Below are 17,309 nucleotides of genomic sequence, written 5' to 3' on the forward strand. Positions count from 1 at the left end.
AGGACCAAGGAGGCTCACCCATGCCCCTCCCTTCCGTCGGTCACTCACCACTCGTCCCCGACACGCAACGTTGTCCACCGCTGCCCAGCTCAGACCTGATCACCAGTACGTTCGGCGGCCGTCCGCGGGTTCTGCCAGAGGTCTGGGCAGTGCCCCTTCACGCGGCGTCCCGGCTCGCCTCGCACCACGGCGAACAATGGGCGGCGGAGACGATCTCCCGCGACCCGGCCGCTGACGACCACGTGGTGGCTGCTGCCAAGAGATCAATCGATCGTCTCAACGCCACTCGCGTCGTTCTCATCGGGGAGATCGACTCCTGGGTTGAGCACGTGATTCGGCCTCCGGGCGGGGCACCGTTGCACACCGAGACGATCGGCTCCGTGATCGACCGCCTGGCCATCGCGTGGGTTCGGTGGAGGCGATTCTCGGAGACCGCCGAGCTGGACCCGAGCGACGTCGATCCTTCGCTGGCGCTCCAGCAGTTCACCGAGCTCACCGAAGCCTTCGACACCCTTGTGCTCGACATCCATGAAGGTCGCCGCCGCATTCCTCACTGGCGCACGCTCAAGAGCTATCGGGAGCCGCGATGAGGACCGCCGTCACCCTCAACGGCGCCGACAACGTCGGCAAGACCACGAACGCCCGCTGGCTGGCGTCGGCGATGCCGGATGTCGCGTTCACTGGGACAGTCGATCGGTGGGACCGGCGATGGGCCGAGGTGTCGCGACGAGACTTCAGTCAGTGGTGGTTCGTCGACAGCACCACCGACGAACACATCGATCTCGTCTTCAGCTCCCACGCCGCGCGGTGTGCCGGTGGCGGCTCCTTGGCGTTGGAGGACCGCGGTTGGCCGATGCTTGTGGCGACCTGCGCGGCGACAGCGGCGGTCAAGGACGGCACATCCACCGCCGAGGCGCTCGCCCACGTTGAGGCCAGAGCACGCCGCTACGCCCCCGCGCCGCGCCGTGAGCTGCACCTGCTGCTGCGTCACAGCGACCAGCCGGTGGCCGAGGCGCACCACGCCGTGGCACGTGAGCCTGTCCCGGCCACCGAACGCTACGTCGAGTACCAGCGGCGACTGGCCGAGGCGATCGATCTTCAAGTTGATGGCGGCGAGTACGAGGCCATCGTGGTGCGCGGGCACCGCCCACTCCTCGATGTGCAGCGCGAAATCCGCCAGGTCCTGAGGCAACTCGACGTGCCCGTCGTTCCGCTGCCGCCGGACCGGATCCAGCACCTTTGGGTGCTCGCTGGTATGTCCGAGAGTGGCAAGAGCACGGTCGGCGAGTTGCTCCGCACGGAGCACACAGCCACCCGGCTGAAGATCGGCTACCTCATGCAGCTTGCCGCCGATCGGCTCGGTATGGCAGATCCGTATCGCGAATGGGACGAGCTGACCCAGCCGCAGATGCTCACGGAAGAGATCCTGCGGTTCGCCGCGCTGAACCCGGGCTCGCACCGGATCAGCCTGGAGAGCGCCCACCGTTTCGACGCCACAGCACACCTCCGCAGGATCTGGGGCGAGCGCTGCGAGATTGTGTTCCTCCGCCTCCCGGACGGGCTTCGCGCGCAGCGGGCCACCGAGGCCATGGAGTCGCTCTCCGCCCGCGACGCGATCAAGCGAAGCCGGGGCGCAGACCGCATCGCGTCGATCGCCGACACGGTCATCGACAACGGCCGCAGCCTGGCCGCGCTGAAGAGGGCGGTCACGGAAGTTGTTCACCGCAGGTCCGGCGCCACGGTTCCACCAGACGTGGACACGGCCATCCCTGAGGCCCTGCAACCGGTAATCGCAGAGTGGGTCGCCAGACTGACCGATTCTGAGACCGCGCTCGTCGCCGCCACGGGGAGCCTCGCCCATCAGGGCTGGCTACCGGGATGGAGCGACATCGACCTCCTTGTCGTACGCGACACGCTGCCGCTGCGCTGGCTTCAGACCAGGGGTGTACCCCAGAGCGGACCGGCGGGGGAGAAGATCGCACTGTCGTCGTTCACCACCCGGGAGATGCTCGCCGGGTTGGTCCCGCCCCGAGTACTGCACGCGGTACGGCAGATAGCCCGCGACGGCTGCGGCCTGCTCTACCGCCGAAGTGACCTCGTACTCAACGCCTTCGACGCGCCAACCGACGACCGCGCCTCACGCAGCGAGTTGCCGCTCGTGGTGATGGTGTTGCGGCGGCTCGCCGCGAACCCCGAGCCCGATGTCCGCGCTGTCTACAAGCACGTGGTGCTGATCATGAAGATCATCCTGCGCGCCGACGGGGTGGACCTCGACGCCAGCGAGGAGGTCCGTCTCGCCTTCACCACCGGCCATCCGGACGCCGACATCGACCTCCCGGCGGTGGCCGAGGTCAGTGGCGACCGGTGGCGACAGGACGAAACCCTCTCCCATCGGGTCTGCGGAGCCGCCGCCAAAATCCTCGCCTACCACGACGTGCTCGGCTGCTTGGTCGCGTCCAACACGCCCCAGACGGAAGGATCAGAATTTCGATGACCACCGCCTTTGACGATGTTCTTCACGCCGATCGGGTGACCCGGCTCGGGGTGGGCGACACCACTCGTCCGATCCGGGTCGTCCACGGCCTTGATGGCATCCGCACCGACGTGGCCGCTGACCAGGTCCTGGCGACGGGACGCAGCTTGTGGAAGCGGTGGTGCGAGCACCCGGCGTACCGGCCGCACGATCTTCTCCTGGGCCTGGACGCCGGCGGCATCGTGCCGACGATCGCGGTGGCCTGGGCCAGTGGCAGTCAGTATCGGCTCGCCTGGAAAGTCAACCTCGACCTACCCGGGAAGCTCGTGTTCCACGAGCCGCATGCCCGGCGTCTTGAGGTCTTCGCCTACGGCGACTTCGAAGGACTGCGCGTCCTCATCGTGGACGACGAGATCACCACCGGACTCACTCTGGCCAATCTCGTCGAGGCGCTTCGCGCGGCCGGCGCCGACATCACCGGCGCGCTCTGCCTCGTCGAAGACACCGCTGGCGAGGGCCGACAGCTACTCGAGCGCAATGGGGTCCCGCTGTGCGTACTGACCACGCTGTGACCCTCGTCGAGGAACCGGTGTGCCACCGCGGCGGACGGTACGTCGTCCGACGTGAACAGGCGCCGCTCGGCCGGCTTCTGCCGTATCGCCGGGCCAACGGAGAGGCCCCATCCCGGCGGGCACGCCTCGACGCGGTCCGTGAGAATGGGTGGCGCGTCGACTTCGGCTCTCGTGGACTCGGCGACCTGCTGCTCGGCCTCGCCATGGCACAGGCGCTTCACGACGCCACCCACGATCAGTTCGGCACCCTGGAGTATGCCGGCAGCCGAGCGGACCTGATCGCCCGGTGCACCCTTCCGGTCATGGTCACGGGCGGCGACGGGCGCCAACTGGGCACGCTCGGCAGCGAAGACACCTTGCAGTTCGACGCGGTACCGGAATCGCCTCCAACACTGCTCGACCTCATCGACGCCGACACTGTCGAAGTCCATGCTGCGCTGCCGATGCGCTACTACCTCGACGTCGAGCAAGCCCTCGGCGTCAGGCTCCCCGCATCCGATGATCCGTCCCCCAGGTTCCGGTCGTCGGTCGCAGTGCCAGACCCATTCCACGTGATCTTCGTGGCCACGACGAGTCGGCCCGACCGCAAGGACTACGGCATCGACAACTTCGGCGCCATCGCCGAACACCTGTCGGCCCGCCATTCGGGTGCCTGGCGCTTCAGCCTGGTGACACCACCGGGCCACCAGCGTCCGGCATCCGTAGGGCAGATCGAGGTGATTCACGGACCGACGACGGTCGAGTGCATTGACCTCTTCGCCGCCGCCGAGCTGGTGATCGGCAACGACACCGGCCTGACCCATCTCGCCGCGCTCACCATCCGAGCGGACGGCACCCAGCCGCACGTGGTCGGCCTCTACGGACGGCACGGCTACGCCAAGTGGATCACCGGATCAGCAGGCCACCACGCGGTGGCCACCCCGTTCTCGCACCTGATGTCGGTCGCCGACGCGTGTCCCGTGCGGGACCGCTACGACGATACGCTCTGGTCCACCGCGAGCGACCTTCGCACCATCCCCGCCAAGGTCATAGCCGACTTCGCGGGGCAGTGCGCGGGCTGGTGGACTCGATGATCCGCGTTGGCCGCTACCGCCGCTTCACCATGAACCGCACCTTCCACCTCGACATCGGCGCACACCGCCTCTTCGCCAAGGTGAACCCGAACCCCGTGGAGGCCGCGGCCGAAGTCGCCGGGTACCACCGAATCCGCCACCACTACCGGCTACCGAGGCTGCATTCCCAGCATCGCGTCGGGCACTGGACCCTCACCCTCTACGACCGCCACCAACCCGATCTGCCGGACACCGGCCTGCTCCTCGACGCTCTCACGTCCACCGGCCCCGGCAGCGCGGCCAACCTCGACTGCGGGCTCGACGCAACCTTCCAGCACTACCGCCGAACCATCGACGCGACCATCTGCCGAGTCCCGGCCTCACGCGCCAGCAGCAAGCTCTACCGCGACCGGGCCCAGCCTGGCGGCCGGCTGGACCACTACTACGGCCACAACCCGATCCTGCTCAAACTGACCGACGCCGACGGTCTCCGGCCCTCTGAGCTGCGGAAGACCACCCTCATGGTCAACGGAGAGCCCCGACGGCTCGACCTTCCTGCCCTCGTCAGCGAGCTACGCGACGCCTTCCACCCGGACGAGCAGGTCTGGGCCGCGATGACCCAGGGCGACCCCACCGACTTCAACATCGGCCTCGACGCCGACAACCAGCCCGTCTGGTTCGACTACGACACCGCAGGCCTCAACGCCCTCCCCGGCGAGATCGCCTGCTTCCTCTGGTACCAGAGACTGCACGGCGCCTGGCTCGTCCCTCACTACAACACCGACGCCTACGCCGATCACAGGAAGGCACTCGCCGAAGCTGTCGAACCCACCGTACGGCTCAGAAGACTCTCCCCCCGCGCCGTCGGCATCGACTACCAGCACCAACCATCGCCGGCCCGACAGCAAGCCATCACCCGATACCTCACGACGCTCGCCCGACCGCTCGCACTCTCCACCGCCACGGATCTACTCACCTGGATACGCCCGTACCTCGCCATGCGGATCCTCGCGGTATACCCACTACAGCTCCTGGAACCCCGCGACGCCGCTCTGTCGCTGGGCCTACTCGCCGACCTCTACGCACCCGACGCCGACTTGGAGCAGATCCTCGGACTCACCACCCAGACGCCAGCGGAGCCGCCCTCATGAGCCGCCCCATCGCCGTCATCACCGGAGCAGGCACCGGCATCGGCGCGGCCACCGCCGCCCGGCTGTCAGCCGCCTTCGACCTCATCCTGACCCACCGATACGACGACACCAACCTCGACGCGGTCGTCGAGGCCGCCCGCCGCCACGGCGCACAGACCCACACCGTCACCGGCGACCTAACCACCGCTGGCACCCAGACCGCACTCCGCGCCACCATCGAGCAACATGCCAGCCAACTCGCAGTCTTGATCAGCAACGCCGGCGCGTACCCCCGCATCCCGTGGAGCCGGACGGACCTCAACGTCCTACGCGACCAACTCGAACTCAACCTCGTCACGCACGCCGCTGTCATCCGCGCCGCCACACCAGCCCTCATCAGCAACAACTACGGCCGCATCGTCGCTGTCTCCTCAGTCATGACTCAGCTCGGACGCGTCGACCTCGCCGGCTACATCGCCGCGAAAAGCGGCCTGGAAGGACTCGTCCGCGCCCTCGCCCGCGAACTCGGTCCCCACAACATCACCGTCAACACCGTGCGGCCCGGCTCGATCGAGGTCCCCGCAGAACACAGCGTCGTACCCGATCACCAGGCCATGGTCCGACGCCAACTCGACCGACAGTGCATCAAACGACGGGGCCAGCCCTCGGACGTCGCCGCCGCCATCGCCTTCCTGGCCACCCCGGAAGCAGGATTCATCACCGGCCAAGCGATCAACGTCGACGGCGGCTGGCACCTGTCATGACGACCCTCTGGATCCGCCACGGAACCAGCCTCGACGGAATCACCCGCCCCCACGCCCATGCCCGCCCCGACACGCCCCTCACCGCACGCGGCGCGGCACAGATCGCCGCCACCGCCCACGCACTTCGTGACCGCGGTGTCCGGCCTGCGATCGTGTTGACCAGCCCGCATCCACGCGCCGCCACAAGCGCGGAAATCCTGGCTGCGCTGCTCGGCGTGCCGCTCGCCGCTCCCAACTCGCTGTACGCCGAGTGGCGCGCCCCCGATTGCGTCCTCGGCAAAGGACCGGACGACTACCCAGCCGAGTACCAGACCTGGCGCGCGAACCGGCTCCGCGACCCAGACTCGGCCCTGCCCGGCGGCGAAAGTCTCACAGCCCTTTACGAAAGGGCGATGGCCGCCGCGACGATCCTCGGACACCCCGTCGAGGGAAGCACCGCATTGATCGTCTCGCACCGAGTGCTCATCGGCGCCGTCGCAGCGATCACCACCGGAGCGAGCCGCTCCCCAGACGTGTTCCAAGCCGCGCGCCGCTTCTCGCTCGCACCGGCAGGGATCTGGCCTGCCCTAGCTGAGCTCCGATAGCAACGCGTCAGTGTTGGCAAGGATAAAATCCTTCAGGGCTGCAGGCTTCAAGTCCACCTCAGGGAGGCGGTCGACAGCCACTCGGTCGAGAACGTAGCCACCCCGGCCCGGATCAGCGAACTCCGGACCCGTACGGGCACTCTCGTCTACCTGGGTTAGCCGGCAGGAGACGAAGTGCTGTACGGACACCCCATCCCCTGACGGCGAGCTGAACAAGAACACTTGGCTAAGCCGACCTGCCTCCGCGCCCAACTCCTCCCGCAGCTCACGACGCAGGGCCGCATCGAGGGATGCGTCTGTCGGCTCAAGGCCGCCACCGGGCGCAGTCCAGTAAGGGGCCTGGCCGGGCTTCGTCCTCTTGATCAACACGAGCTGATCACGTTCGTCCCACAGGATCGCCCGTACCGATCGACGCACGACCTCACGCATGTAGACCCCAATCAGCAGCCGCCCAAGGCGAGGGAGACTCGAAGTTACACCGTGAAGTCGTGCGAGCACAAAGTGTTGAATAGCGTTCGGCAAGCGTTACCCAGCCTCAACGGGTGCGGGCCGAGTGCCAATTTAGCGAGGGCAGGATAGGCCCCATGCGACGGCTCTGACTCCAGATGGGCGGTGCCGCTCGTAAAGTAGTGCACGCTGAACGTCAGCCCATCCACAGCCGGGCACCGGCACCGAGGAGGTCAGACTTGCGGCGTTTGTAGTCGGGCATAGCCCGTTCCACCGTCGCCCAGAACGTGGGCGTGTGCTGTGGGTGCGCCACGTGCGCGAGCTCGTGTACTAGCACGTAGTCGATCAGTGACGGTGGTAGTTGCAGTGTTGCCCAGTGGATGTTGAGTCGGCCGTTGGCGCTTAGGGATCCCCATCGGTAGCCGAGGTCACGCACGTCCAGTCCAGTCGGGACCAGCCCCATCCGGTCGGTCCACCGACGGATCCGAGTGGGCAGCCAGTGCCGGCCCCGGGCGCGGTACCAGCGGACCAGATGTGCGCCTGGGTCTGGGCCGGTCGCCGCCGATCGGGGTAGAAGCAGCCGGCCGCGTTCCATCCGCACCTCGTCGGCGTCGGTGACGAGCAGGCGGTGGCTGCGGCCCAGGTAGGCGAATCCTTCCCCGCTGACGAACTCTTTCGCTGGGCGGGCCGATAGCAGCAGGTCCTTCTCGGCCAGCTTGCGGTAGACCCACATCCGTTTGGAGTACGCCCACGCGGCCAACGCGTCCGGCGGGCACCCAGTAGGGGTTTGCAGGTACAGCGATCCGTCCCGATCGACGGTGATGCCAACGGTGGCGCGTCGCGGCGATTCGCGGACCGCGAAGTGTAGGTCCCCGATGAGCATCGTGTCGGGCAGCGCCTCGGCCACGCTCATGACGACACCAGCCGGTGGTGGTTGTGCATGGCCAGCTCCAGCAGCCGGTCGGCGAGCGGCCGTAGCATGGCGTACTTGAATAGGTCGCTGCCGTCCTCCAGCCGACTGTCGTCCAGTCGCGCGATGACCGCCCGTCGAAGCTGTTCGCGCTTGTGTGGGTTGTCCCAGAAGCCGACCAGGCGAATGTCCTCGCGGATGAGGTGTACGACGTCGATGGTGGCCTGTCGCAGCGGTCCAGTGGTCTCGGGGGAGACTGGCCGGCCATGTTCGGCCAGCGCTTCGGCGATGAGGTCATGGAACGGCGCCTCGGTACGCGGGTCGAGCCCCTCGGCATGCTTGGTCCGCCCGGCGGTCACCACCGGCAGGAAGTCGGCTAGCGCCAGCGCGAGCTGCTCCCACTGATCCCGCAGCTCGGTGAGGATCTGCTCCAGATGTTCGGAAAGCCGCTGGTAGTGGGCCGGGTCGCTGTCCATGTGCTCGCTGATGTGGTGCCGGATGGCGTGCTCCATCTCCGACGCCTTCGCGCGCGGGCTGGTCAGCCCGCTGACCTTCTCGGCGTAGTCGGCGGCCGTGATGGAGATCGGCGGGATCTTCTGCTCGATGCCCAAGGCATGGACGTGCGCGTCGATCAACGCGCGGACCTTCTCCCCGTACACGCGGACGTCGAACAGGGTGTGGTCGCGGTAGCGGCGGCGGGCCAGGTGCGCAATAGCGCCGAATGCCTTGCCGTCGGCCACGTACCGCAGCGCCTTCTCCGACGGCAACACGATCTCCAGGCTGCGGGTGAACATCTTGAGCGCAGCCTCGAACCTCGCCCGCAGCCGCTCGTCGGCCAACGCCTCCACGCAGGTATCCTGGGCGGCGACGGTGCTGAGGTCCCGAATGCCACCGAAGAGCTGCCGGACGGCGGCGTGTGCGGCGGCCAGGCGCGGCACCTCGTCGTCGAGGCTGCTCAGCGCGCCCTCGATGTCGTCCGGGGCGTACGCCTCCAGCGCCTGCGCCAGATGCTGGGCGACGCCGTAGTAGTCCACCACGTAACCGACGCTCTTGCCGGGCGCGGTGCGGTTGACCCGGGCGATGGCCTGGAGCAGGTCGGCCTCGCGAACCGCCTTGTCCAGGTAGAGCACCTGCTCCCGGGGCGCGTCGAACCCGGTCAGCAGCATCGCGTTGACGATCAGCATGGCGACCGGGCTGGCCTGCTCGGCGGGCACGCCAGGCATCGGCAGCTTTTTGGCCTTGAAGTCCTCGACGACCTGTTCGTAGCCGCTGGTCCAGGCGGCCAGGTCTGCCGGGTCGTTCTGCCGGCCGGAGATCACTGGGACGAAGTCCAGGGCGGCGATGACGTCCCGGTACCGCCAGGCCCGCACCAGCGTGGCCCGCTTCGCCGGCAGCCGGTCGACCCGTGCCAGCGCCTCGGGCTCCCGCCACACCAGGTCCAGGGCGTCCAGCTCGGCCACCAACTCGTCGCGGGCGGCCAGTAGCGCGTTGCGGTAGCGCACGGTGGCCCGCCGGCTGCTGGCCACCACCTGAGCCTTGAACCCGTTGGGCAGCACCACGTCCACGTAGTGGCGCAGCATGTTACGCGCCTTGGCGGCGATGAGCTGCTCGGCCTCGTTGACGTGCGCCTTGGTGGCGTACCGCTGCTTAAGCTGCTCGGTCTGCTCAGGGCTGAGCCCGTACAAGTCGATGAACTCGTCGATGTCGTCGGCGTCGGCAACCCCACCGCGGGTGGTGCGGCCCTCGTACACGATCGGCACGGTGGCGCCGTCGGCTTCCGACTGGCGGATGTCGTACCGGTCGAGGTAGGCACCGAAGATCGCGTGCGTTTTCTTTTTCGCACCCATGATGATCGGTGTGCCGGTGAAGCCGACTCGAGCAGCGTTGGGAAGGGCCGTGCGCAGCGCGGCATGCAGCGCGCTGGCGTGCGACCGGTGCGCCTCGTCCACCAGCACCAGCACCTCAGGTGACGGGTCGAGCTCGCCGATGGTCTTCAACGCCGCGTCGTCGTTCTTGCGCGCCTCCGGATTCCGGTACTTCTGGATCATCACGAAGAGCAGCGCCTTGCCCGGCATGGCGAGGAACTGCTTGGCTTTCGCGACGCTCTTGGCCGTGTGCACCGTCTCGCCGGTAAGCTCGGCCGTGCCCGCGAGCTGCTTTTGCAGGTCGCGTCGGTCGGTGATCACGACCACCTTGAACCCCACAAGCGCCGGATGCGAGCGCATCGCCCGCACCAGGAACACCATGGTCAAGCTCTTGCCGGAGCCCTGGGTGTGCCAGATGATCCCGCCACGCCGATCATGCGCACCGTCCTGCGCCCGGGTCGGCCCGCTAACCAGCCGATCGATGGTCGCCCGCACTGCCCGGTACTGCTGATACCGTGCCACCACCTTGATCTTCTGGTCCTCTGGCTGCATGAACAACGTAAAGTGCCGCACCAGGTCCAGCAGGCGGGCCGGGTGCAGCATCCCCGCGGCCAAACGCTGCTGCGACGACAACCGCGTTACGCCGAGGTCGTCTTGGACGTCCTCTTCGGGTGCGGGGGCAGTTGTCTTCCACTCCACGTAGTGCTCGGCAAGTGAGGTGAGCGTGCCCACCCGGGCCTCGTGGAAGGAGGTGGCAACGACGAACTGGTTGGTGTGGAACAGCCGCTCGCTGCCCTCGGGCTCGACCGAGCCACGCTGATTGGCGTATCGGCGTAGCTGGTCAATCGCCGCGTTGATCGGAGCCGGCACGGTCGGGGACTTGGCCTCCACCACAACCAGAGGGATGCCGTTGACGAACAGCACCGCGTCCGGATAGATCGGGGCACGTCCACCGGGCGGATTGACCCGGAACTGGTTGACCACCAGGAACTCGTTACGGGCCAGCGGATCGGTACTGGTCCAATCGATGAAGTGGACCGTACGGTCCCGGCCGCCATCCCAGCCCGGAATCCCCTCGACGGTGACGCCGCGTAACAGCTTCTCGGTCAGTTCCTCGTTGATCTCCAGCAAGGAATTGGCCTGAGGCCGGGTGAGCTGAGAGATCGCCTGGCTGATTCGCCTGTCATCGAGCCACGCGCGGCCGTCGTCATTTAGGTTGATCCGCAGCAGCGCGGCGCGGAGCCGGTTGATCAGCAGCACGTCCCGAAAGCTCTCCCGCCCCGTGACGTTGGGCTGGTCCGCCTTGCTGCCCTCGATGTGCTGCCAGCCCATCCGGATGAGCTGCTTAAGCAACGGTTGCTCGACCCGTTCGTACTCCGACCCCGAGCCCACCCCGCTACGCCCTTTCTGCCGGAACCCGAACACGTCCTGTCAACAGATCCTCCATTAGCCCTTGCTTGAGTTTTTCGAGCTTAGCCAGCTCAGCACGAGCTTGAGTCACAGGAGGGTCGCTGGCCGCAATCTTACGACATATCGCCTCCTGCTGTTCCAGTGAGTGCGGGAACTCGATTCGCACCTTCTTGAGATTAGTTGGATTGATGTTCACCTGGTGCACGCCAGGCGTGGCAAACCGCCGCATCTCGATTTGAACCTCGTCCAGGTTCAACCACAGCATGAGATACTCGGGTAGTATCGTTCGCTCATCCTGAACAAGCCTCACCAAATAGGAGGCGAAGGTAGTTGTTCCTGCGGCGCCTCGCCAGATCGAAGTGCGCCCGACGTGATCGAGACTGTTGGTTCGATTGAACAGCACATCTTTGTAATTCAAGAACAGCCTTTGTGGCACGGGAAACACGGTGTACTTTAGGTCGGCGGTGTCGACTTCGCCACCCTTGAGATTATTCATCCGAAGGACTGGCACTCCGGCTCCATACCCAAGGGGTGAGGAGATGCCGTATTCGGCTCGAACGAGCACGTCCCCGATTCTTGCAGAACTACGATTCGCATCTGGCAGACCATTCCCTAGCAGCAGTTGGCGCCGGAGGGCGAAGCTAACAGTCGAAGCCTTCCCAACTAGCCGCTCAGTTGAGCGGATCGCCTCGTCCACCGAGTCTAATATCTCTGCAATTCTCCGCTGTTCAGGCAGTGGGGGAAGAGGCACATTGATAAGGCCGAACTCTCGCCTTGATATCTCCAGGAAAGTAGTGCCCGATGCGCGGCGTACCATCTCCGGTTTGAGAATTTTGAAGAGGTGGTAGAAGAAGTGGGGGTCGCAGCCACCACGGAAGACGATGGAATTGAATCCTTGATTCGTGCTGAGGGGAACACCCGCAAGAGCTACTGACCCTATTGTCGCCCTCGTGGTAACAATAAGGCTATCGACCGGCACTACCCGTGCAGCGGAAGCGGCGCATCCTTGGCTGGTTATCCGATCACGGGTCGAACGCAGGTATTTGTCGCCATGACCCGTCAGTTCGCCTGGTGTCACCCATGGGATACTTCCGTTCCAATAGGCAGGTACGTAGCGAGACGGGGTTCCGCCGGACTCGATTCGAGTCGCGATCTTGTTTAGAGTGGAGACTGTCCACCCGTCGGGACGTCCGCTGAGCAGGTGTTCGTGCGTGTTAAGCATGGCCCAACTCCCGGAGGTAAGTGGTGAGCTGGGCGGCAGCGGCGTCGCGCCGGCCTTCGATATCGGCGAGTGACACTGCGTACTTGTCCCACCAATTCTCAAGCGCAGCGATAACCATGCGACGGTGGTTGCAAGTGTAACGGTCCAGATGGGCGGTCAGGTGCTGACGCCAGATGCCCAGCACGAGGTCTTGTTCCTCTTGGTCAGTGAGGGCTGATCGAGCCTTGTCCATTCGAGCGATGAGCGCGGCCTCAAGCTCCCGCTGCCGCCGCTTGATCTTGGCAAGTTGGGCTTTGATCCGCTTCAACTCAGCCGGACCGATCTCCGGTTCGGCACCTGTCTCGTCGCCCTCTTCATCTCCGTCCCGACTTGAGGTGGCTATGGCGATCTGGGACTCCAACGACGCTCGCTCCGCCTCGACGCCATTGAGCTCTTCGAGATACTCGGGGATCAGCCGCAGCGGAAGCGGGTGATGGTACGGGGCGTCGGAGCCGAGTGCGGCCTCGATGGTGACCATCCAGCCGTCAATGACGCCACCGAACCCGTGAGTGGCAAGGGTTCGTAGGTTGTATTGGTTGTCGTCCCACCAACGCACAATCACCCCAGCGATCTGGAACCGGTCGAGTAGCCCTACCGGCAACAACGCGTCGATGAAGGACTCGATCAGCTCGGTGCGGGCTGCCATCAGCCGCTGTGTCGCCGGCAGCTCGATGACCAGCTTGCGGTGCTCGTCCCACCAGTCGTCCTGGGCGGCGGCCAGCGAGGACTCGCGGGCGCGAACCCCGGCATGGTTCGTAACCAGTGCGGCGAGCGCGGCGCGGTCGACGGCTGGGGCAAAGTCGAAGTAGCTGTCGTCCCGGTCTGCGAACACGGCATCAGTGGTGAAGCCGTGCGCGGCGAAGAGGTCTGTTTTGTCGGCAACCTCGGCCTTCGGCACGCCGCCGTTCAGGTGGGCGCGCACGTCGTGCGGCTCGGGTGGCGGGGCGTTGTCGGCATACCTGCGGATGTTCAGATTGTCGTCGTTGTCTCGCAACTCCGCGCGGGTCACCACTCGGGCGTAGCCCGGGATGTTCGTGAACGCCTCATACGCGTACACGATTTTCTCGATGTGCTCGGGCAGCAGGTAGTTCTGGGCGCGGCCAGCGGCGTATTCGTGGTCGGCGTTGATGAACAGCACCTGTCCGGCCCGCTCTGGTGGCTTGGACCCGGGCGCGCGGAGCACCAACACGCAGGCGGGGATACCCGTCCCGTAGAAAAGGTTGGGGGCTAGACCGATGACGGCTTCGATGACGTCGTCGTTAAGAAGGTTAGTGCGGATGTCACGCTCGGCGCCACTGCGGAACAGCACGCCGTGCGGCATGACGGTGGCCGCAATGCCATTGGCTTTGAGCATGGCGATCATGTGCTGGACGAACATCAGATCGGCCTTCTTACCACCTTCGGGTGCCCAGCCCCAGCGGAACCGGCTGCTGTAACGCATGCCGTCCGTGGAATAGTTCTGCGAGAACGGTGGGTTGGACAGCACCCGGTCGAATAGGTCGAGCTGGCCGCCGTGTGCGTGACGAGGGTTGGCCAGGGTGTCGTCGTTCTCGATCTTTGCGTCGGGGATGCCGTGTAACAGCAGGTTGATCTTCGAGATCGACCAGACGCTGCCGGCGTCCTCCTGCCCGGCCAGCAGTAGGTTGCGCGGGTTGCCGCCGTGCTCCTCGACGTACTCCTTGGCGTGGATCAGCATTCCGCCGGAGCCCGAGCACGGGTCGTACACGCTCATGCCCTCGGCCGGCTTGACCAAGCGGACCATCATCCGAACCACCGCCCGGGGGGTGTAAAACTCACCGCCCTTCTTGCCGGCCGAATCCGCGAACTCCTTGATCAGATACTCGTACGCAGCGCCTAGCAGGTCCGGAAACTCGAAGTCCTCGGTGCGCAGGCGGTACTTGCTGAAGTGCGCGATTAGATCCCGCAGCTTCTTGTCCGGTATACGCGAGTTCCCGACCTGCTGGTTGAAGTTGATGTGCTGAAGAACCGCTTCCAGTGAATCGGGGTTAGCCTCCTCCAAGGCAGACAATGCCTTGTTGATGCCGCTACCGACATCGTCGTGCAGCCGCCGAAGACGGTCCCAGCGCGCAATCTTCGGGACGAAGAAGGCGTCCCGGTACGACTCCGGCTGCTCGGCGCGGTGCTCGGCTTCCTGTGGGCCGCGGTCGGCGTAGCGGGCCAGGACCCGTTCCCGCTCGGCGTCGAACATGTCCGACGCCCGCTTGAGGAACAGCATCCCGAAGATGTACTCCTTGAACTCCGAGGCGTCCATCTTGCCCCGCAGGATGTCCGCCGCCGCGAACAGATGCCGCTCCAACTGCGGCAACGTCAACTTCCGCACCCGCTCCACCCTCTACGCTCGCCCATCGTCGTGCAACCGCCAAGCCTAGGCCCGCGCAGGCCGCCGCCCGTAGGCGGATCACTGTGTCGCGGACGCTTTTAGACTGCCGATCGTGACCGGGTGTGACGCTCCAGCAACCCAAGGGCGCGCCTGATGCGGGGTGCGCGGTGGGTCATGATGGCGGAGTGGTTCGCATTGGGTCTAATGCACATGAAACGACCGATAGGGTGCGAGCGATCTCGCAGAGCGAAGTTACTCTGCTGCGAGGCTGGGCGTCTGGTCTGCGCTACCGTTCTGCTCGTTGGTAGCTCGTTCGGGCGGTAGGTCTAAGGCTTCGAGAAGCCGCTCGGCGTAGGTCTCGGCAGCCTGGCGCACCCACGCGGGTCGGATGAAGAAGAGCCAGGCGGCGGCGAGGCTCAAGTGCAGTCCGCCGACCACTACGAGCGGGCTCGTCAGCCCGTCGCGCAAATAGATGACAGCGTCCGCCGCAGCTGAGGCCGTGAGCACGACGAGCGCGAGCGGTTTGATGCCAAGCAGATTGCGGGCGAAGCCGTAGGCGGCGTTTTCGTGATCAATGAGGGGAAACTGGCCAGGTCGCGTACGCACATGGGTGATCAGGCAGCGGGTTGCTGCGATGTAGGCTTCATCTGCCTTTTGAGGGTTGGCGGCTTCTTGCCGACGGGTGGGTAGCGGAGCGCCGAACAGCGCTTCCAAGGCTCGTCGACGCCGTTGCAACATGACGCTGTTCTGAGCCTCGCGGAATCGGAGCAGCTTGGTCGTGGGCATACCGTCCCACGTCACGATCAGGCGTTGCTGCCTGCGTTGGCCGAGTACGCGCACGATGTTGCTGGCAAGGAACAATGTTCCTGCGCTCAACAAGATCGGGCTCAGCGCCACGAGCGGTTTATTGTTCGTGAGTAGCGCCGAGATCAGCGCGATGGGTAGCACGGCGAGCATTGCGGGATAGATGCGAGCTCGCCGGCTGTAGGAGTCAAAGCCGCTGACCGCCTCACTAAGCTTCATCGTCGTCCTCGACCAGCGCCGGGAGTGGCTGCAAGGTGCCCCACCCCGGACGCGTCAGCGTTCCCGAGTTATGGCAAATGGCTTTCCCCTCGGTGGCTCCCACGAAGCAACCTCGACGCGCCAGGGCGTTGACCACCTTCGGTGAGGGATGCTTCGGAGCCGCCTTGGCGGAGCTGATGAAGGCGATTGTCGAGGGCGCGTGCGGCAAGTTGGGCATGCCGAGTATGCGGTTCAGGAGGGTGGGTCCCAGGTTGCGCTTGCTCCCGTGGTGCGGCGCCTGCATAAAGGACAGCGGGGATGCCGCGAAAGGTCCGTATGTGTTCTCGTACTGATCGGCGGCGGCCGTCATGGCGGGGATGCCGGCGTCGCCGGTGAACAACATCCGCTGTCCGTCCAGGGTCAGCAACGTGATCACCGAGGAGTTGTTCCGGTGGCTGGTCTCGCCGTCGTCGGTCAGCGTCTCCACCGGCAGCCAGTCGACTGCTCGTTCGAGGAGGTTGACCCCTCGCTGCCACCAGCCCCTGGCGGACGTCGCCGACGCGGCCAAATGCTTGGCTTCCCACAACTGCTGCGCCAGCAGGTTCTCGTAGTAGCTGGTCGTCGGCCCCAGCACCGTCAGCTGACCACCGAACCGCGACTCGCCGGTGAAGGGCTCGCTCACCACCACGTTCCGAGCTTTGGCCCTGTCCAGGAGTTCGTCCAGGGCCTCGAGATTGCTGAAGTCGGACACGTCACGGGCGTGTGCGCGGGGCTGGTGGACCATCAGCTCCCGCACCTCGAGGGCGTCCACGACCCCCGCGAGTCCATTCAGGTGGTCCGCATCGGGATGCGTGGAGATCATCAGGTCCACCACGTTCGTACCGTAGTACTCCCTGATGTGGCTGACCAGTGAGTCGGCGGTGTCCTTGAAGCCGCCGTCGATCACCACAACGGCTTGCCGCTGCTCGGCGTGCCAGGTGAAATTGATCGCGATGGCGTCGCCGCTCTTGCCGCCGTCCTGGTCCCGGTTCTCCACCGGCAGAAAGTCCACCTCGAACATCGTTCTCTCAATCCCTACGAGATGTGTCGTACACATGATCGAACCTCGCCGAACTGTACGCCTCGACCCTCATGGACGTCGGCCATTGTGAGAGACATCTTCTGCTCGTCACCTGCTAGACCTGTTGCTCGTTGCCTATTGAGGCGGGATCTGTTGGCTTCTTGCGGTACTTGACTACCGCCAAGAGTCAGGTCTCCCGTGGCCTGGCGAAGCTGCGCGAGTCGCTCGCCGCCGAACGCATCAGTCTCACCGGGAATTCGATCGAGGAGTGGACCAGTGCAGTTGCATGAATTCGTGGACGCGGTGACCGGTCAGGAGCCACCGATGACCCGTACCGCCGACGACATCGTCGCGGCGGGGCGGCGGGCGCAGCGGCGTCGCCGGGCCGGGTTCGCCTCGGCCGGCGCGGCCGGCCTGGTCGTGGTCGCGGTCGCCGGC

At 65.7% G+C, this 17,309-nt stretch carries 14 protein-coding genes; 7 read left to right on the forward strand and 7 right to left on the reverse strand.

The window, feature by feature from the left end; genetic code table 11:
* Nucleotides 1-149 precede the first annotated feature (149 nt).
* The 7 genes from H1A17_RS08585 to H1A17_RS08615 are packed head-to-tail and all read left to right on the forward strand — an operon-like array spanning nt 150 to nt 6,575.
* A complete protein-coding gene (locus H1A17_RS08585; RefSeq protein WP_194821581.1) occupies nt 150-590 on the forward strand; it encodes a DUF4254 domain-containing protein in 441 nt (146 codons plus the stop codon).
* Nucleotides 587-2,494: a hypothetical protein gene (locus H1A17_RS08590; RefSeq protein ID WP_194821582.1), complete on the forward strand. Its 1,908-nt coding sequence runs from the start codon at nt 587-589 to the stop codon at nt 2,492-2,494. Before H1A17_RS08585 ends, H1A17_RS08590 begins: the two co-directional genes overlap by 4 nt.
* On the forward strand, nt 2,491-3,045 hold the full coding sequence (locus tag H1A17_RS08595) for a phosphoribosyltransferase (RefSeq protein ID WP_194821583.1): 555 nt from the start codon (nt 2,491-2,493) through the stop codon (nt 3,043-3,045). The genes H1A17_RS08590 and H1A17_RS08595 overlap by 4 nt, the downstream gene beginning before the upstream one ends.
* A complete protein-coding gene (locus tag H1A17_RS35530) occupies nt 3,042-4,118 on the forward strand; it encodes a glycosyltransferase family 9 protein (RefSeq protein ID WP_194821584.1) in 1,077 nt (358 codons plus the stop codon). Before H1A17_RS08595 ends, H1A17_RS35530 begins: the two co-directional genes overlap by 4 nt.
* Nucleotides 4,106-5,248 carry a hypothetical protein gene (locus H1A17_RS08605; protein ID WP_194821585.1) on the forward strand — a complete coding sequence of 381 codons (1,143 nt, stop codon included), beginning with the start codon at nt 4,106-4,108 and terminating at the stop codon, nt 5,246-5,248. The genes H1A17_RS35530 and H1A17_RS08605 overlap by 13 nt, the downstream gene beginning before the upstream one ends.
* A complete protein-coding gene (locus tag H1A17_RS08610; RefSeq protein WP_194821586.1) occupies nt 5,245-5,991 on the forward strand; it encodes an SDR family NAD(P)-dependent oxidoreductase in 747 nt (248 codons plus the stop codon). The genes H1A17_RS08605 and H1A17_RS08610 overlap by 4 nt, the downstream gene beginning before the upstream one ends.
* On the forward strand, nt 5,988-6,575 hold the full coding sequence (locus H1A17_RS08615; protein WP_194821587.1) for a histidine phosphatase family protein: 588 nt from the start codon (nt 5,988-5,990) through the stop codon (nt 6,573-6,575). Before H1A17_RS08610 ends, H1A17_RS08615 begins: the two co-directional genes overlap by 4 nt.
* Here the strand turns inward: H1A17_RS08615 and H1A17_RS08620 are convergent.
* From H1A17_RS08620 to H1A17_RS08650, 7 genes are all read right to left on the reverse strand, one after another.
* Nucleotides 6,558-7,004 (reverse strand): NUDIX domain-containing protein, encoded by a 447-nt coding sequence (locus H1A17_RS08620; protein ID WP_194821588.1) that lies wholly within the window; start codon nt 7,002-7,004, stop codon nt 6,558-6,560. The genes H1A17_RS08615 and H1A17_RS08620 overlap by 18 nt on opposite strands.
* Before the next feature lie 214 nt (nt 7,005-7,218).
* Nucleotides 7,219-7,935: a M48 family metallopeptidase gene (locus H1A17_RS08625; RefSeq protein ID WP_228543159.1), complete on the reverse strand. Its 717-nt coding sequence runs from the start codon at nt 7,933-7,935 to the stop codon at nt 7,219-7,221.
* On the reverse strand, nt 7,932-11,222 hold the full coding sequence (locus H1A17_RS08630; RefSeq protein WP_309236733.1) for an HsdR family type I site-specific deoxyribonuclease: 3,291 nt from the start codon (nt 11,220-11,222) through the stop codon (nt 7,932-7,934). Before H1A17_RS08630 ends, H1A17_RS08625 begins: the two co-directional genes overlap by 4 nt.
* Entirely contained in the window at nt 11,194-12,429 is a 1,236-nt protein-coding gene (locus tag H1A17_RS08635; protein WP_194821589.1) for a restriction endonuclease subunit S, read from the reverse strand. Before H1A17_RS08635 ends, H1A17_RS08630 begins: the two co-directional genes overlap by 29 nt.
* A complete protein-coding gene (locus tag H1A17_RS08640; protein ID WP_194821590.1) occupies nt 12,422-14,809 on the reverse strand; it encodes a class I SAM-dependent DNA methyltransferase in 2,388 nt (795 codons plus the stop codon). The genes H1A17_RS08635 and H1A17_RS08640 overlap by 8 nt, the downstream gene beginning before the upstream one ends.
* A gap of 252 nt (nt 14,810-15,061) precedes the next feature.
* A complete protein-coding gene (locus H1A17_RS08645) occupies nt 15,062-15,832 on the reverse strand; it encodes a hypothetical protein (RefSeq protein WP_194821591.1) in 771 nt (256 codons plus the stop codon).
* Nucleotides 15,822-16,871 (reverse strand): ComEC/Rec2 family competence protein, encoded by a 1,050-nt coding sequence (locus H1A17_RS08650; protein ID WP_194821592.1) that lies wholly within the window; start codon nt 16,869-16,871, stop codon nt 15,822-15,824. Before H1A17_RS08650 ends, H1A17_RS08645 begins: the two co-directional genes overlap by 11 nt.
* Nucleotides 16,872-17,309 lie beyond the last annotated feature (438 nt).

The organism is Micromonospora sp. S-DT3-3-22, from assembly GCF_015354745.1.
In the GTDB taxonomy this organism is placed as follows: domain Bacteria; phylum Actinomycetota; class Actinomycetes; order Mycobacteriales; family Micromonosporaceae; genus Micromonospora; species Micromonospora wenchangensis.

Bases quoted from the DNA above. Each gene is read 5' to 3' on its own strand.
- H1A17_RS08625 (WP_228543159.1), bottom strand. From the start codon at position 7,935: ATGAGCGTGGCCGAGGCGCTGCCCGACACGATGCTCATCGGGGACCTA.
- H1A17_RS08595 (WP_194821583.1), top strand. From the start codon at position 2,491: ATGACCACCGCCTTTGACGATGTTCTTCACGCCGATCGGGTGACCCGG.
- H1A17_RS08645 (WP_194821591.1), bottom strand. From the start codon at position 15,832: ATGAAGCTTAGTGAGGCGGTCAGCGGCTTTGACTCCTACAGCCGGCGA.
- H1A17_RS08635 (WP_194821589.1), bottom strand. From the start codon at position 12,429: ATGCTTAACACGCACGAACACCTGCTCAGCGGACGTCCCGACGGGTGG.
- H1A17_RS08650 (WP_194821592.1), bottom strand. From the start codon at position 16,871: ATGTTCGAGGTGGACTTTCTGCCGGTGGAGAACCGGGACCAGGACGGC.
- H1A17_RS08615 (WP_194821587.1), top strand. From the start codon at position 5,988: ATGACGACCCTCTGGATCCGCCACGGAACCAGCCTCGACGGAATCACC.
- H1A17_RS08590 (WP_194821582.1), top strand. From the start codon at position 587: ATGAGGACCGCCGTCACCCTCAACGGCGCCGACAACGTCGGCAAGACC.
- H1A17_RS08620 (WP_194821588.1), bottom strand. From the start codon at position 7,004: ATGCGTGAGGTCGTGCGTCGATCGGTACGGGCGATCCTGTGGGACGAA.
- H1A17_RS08610 (WP_194821586.1), top strand. From the start codon at position 5,245: ATGAGCCGCCCCATCGCCGTCATCACCGGAGCAGGCACCGGCATCGGC.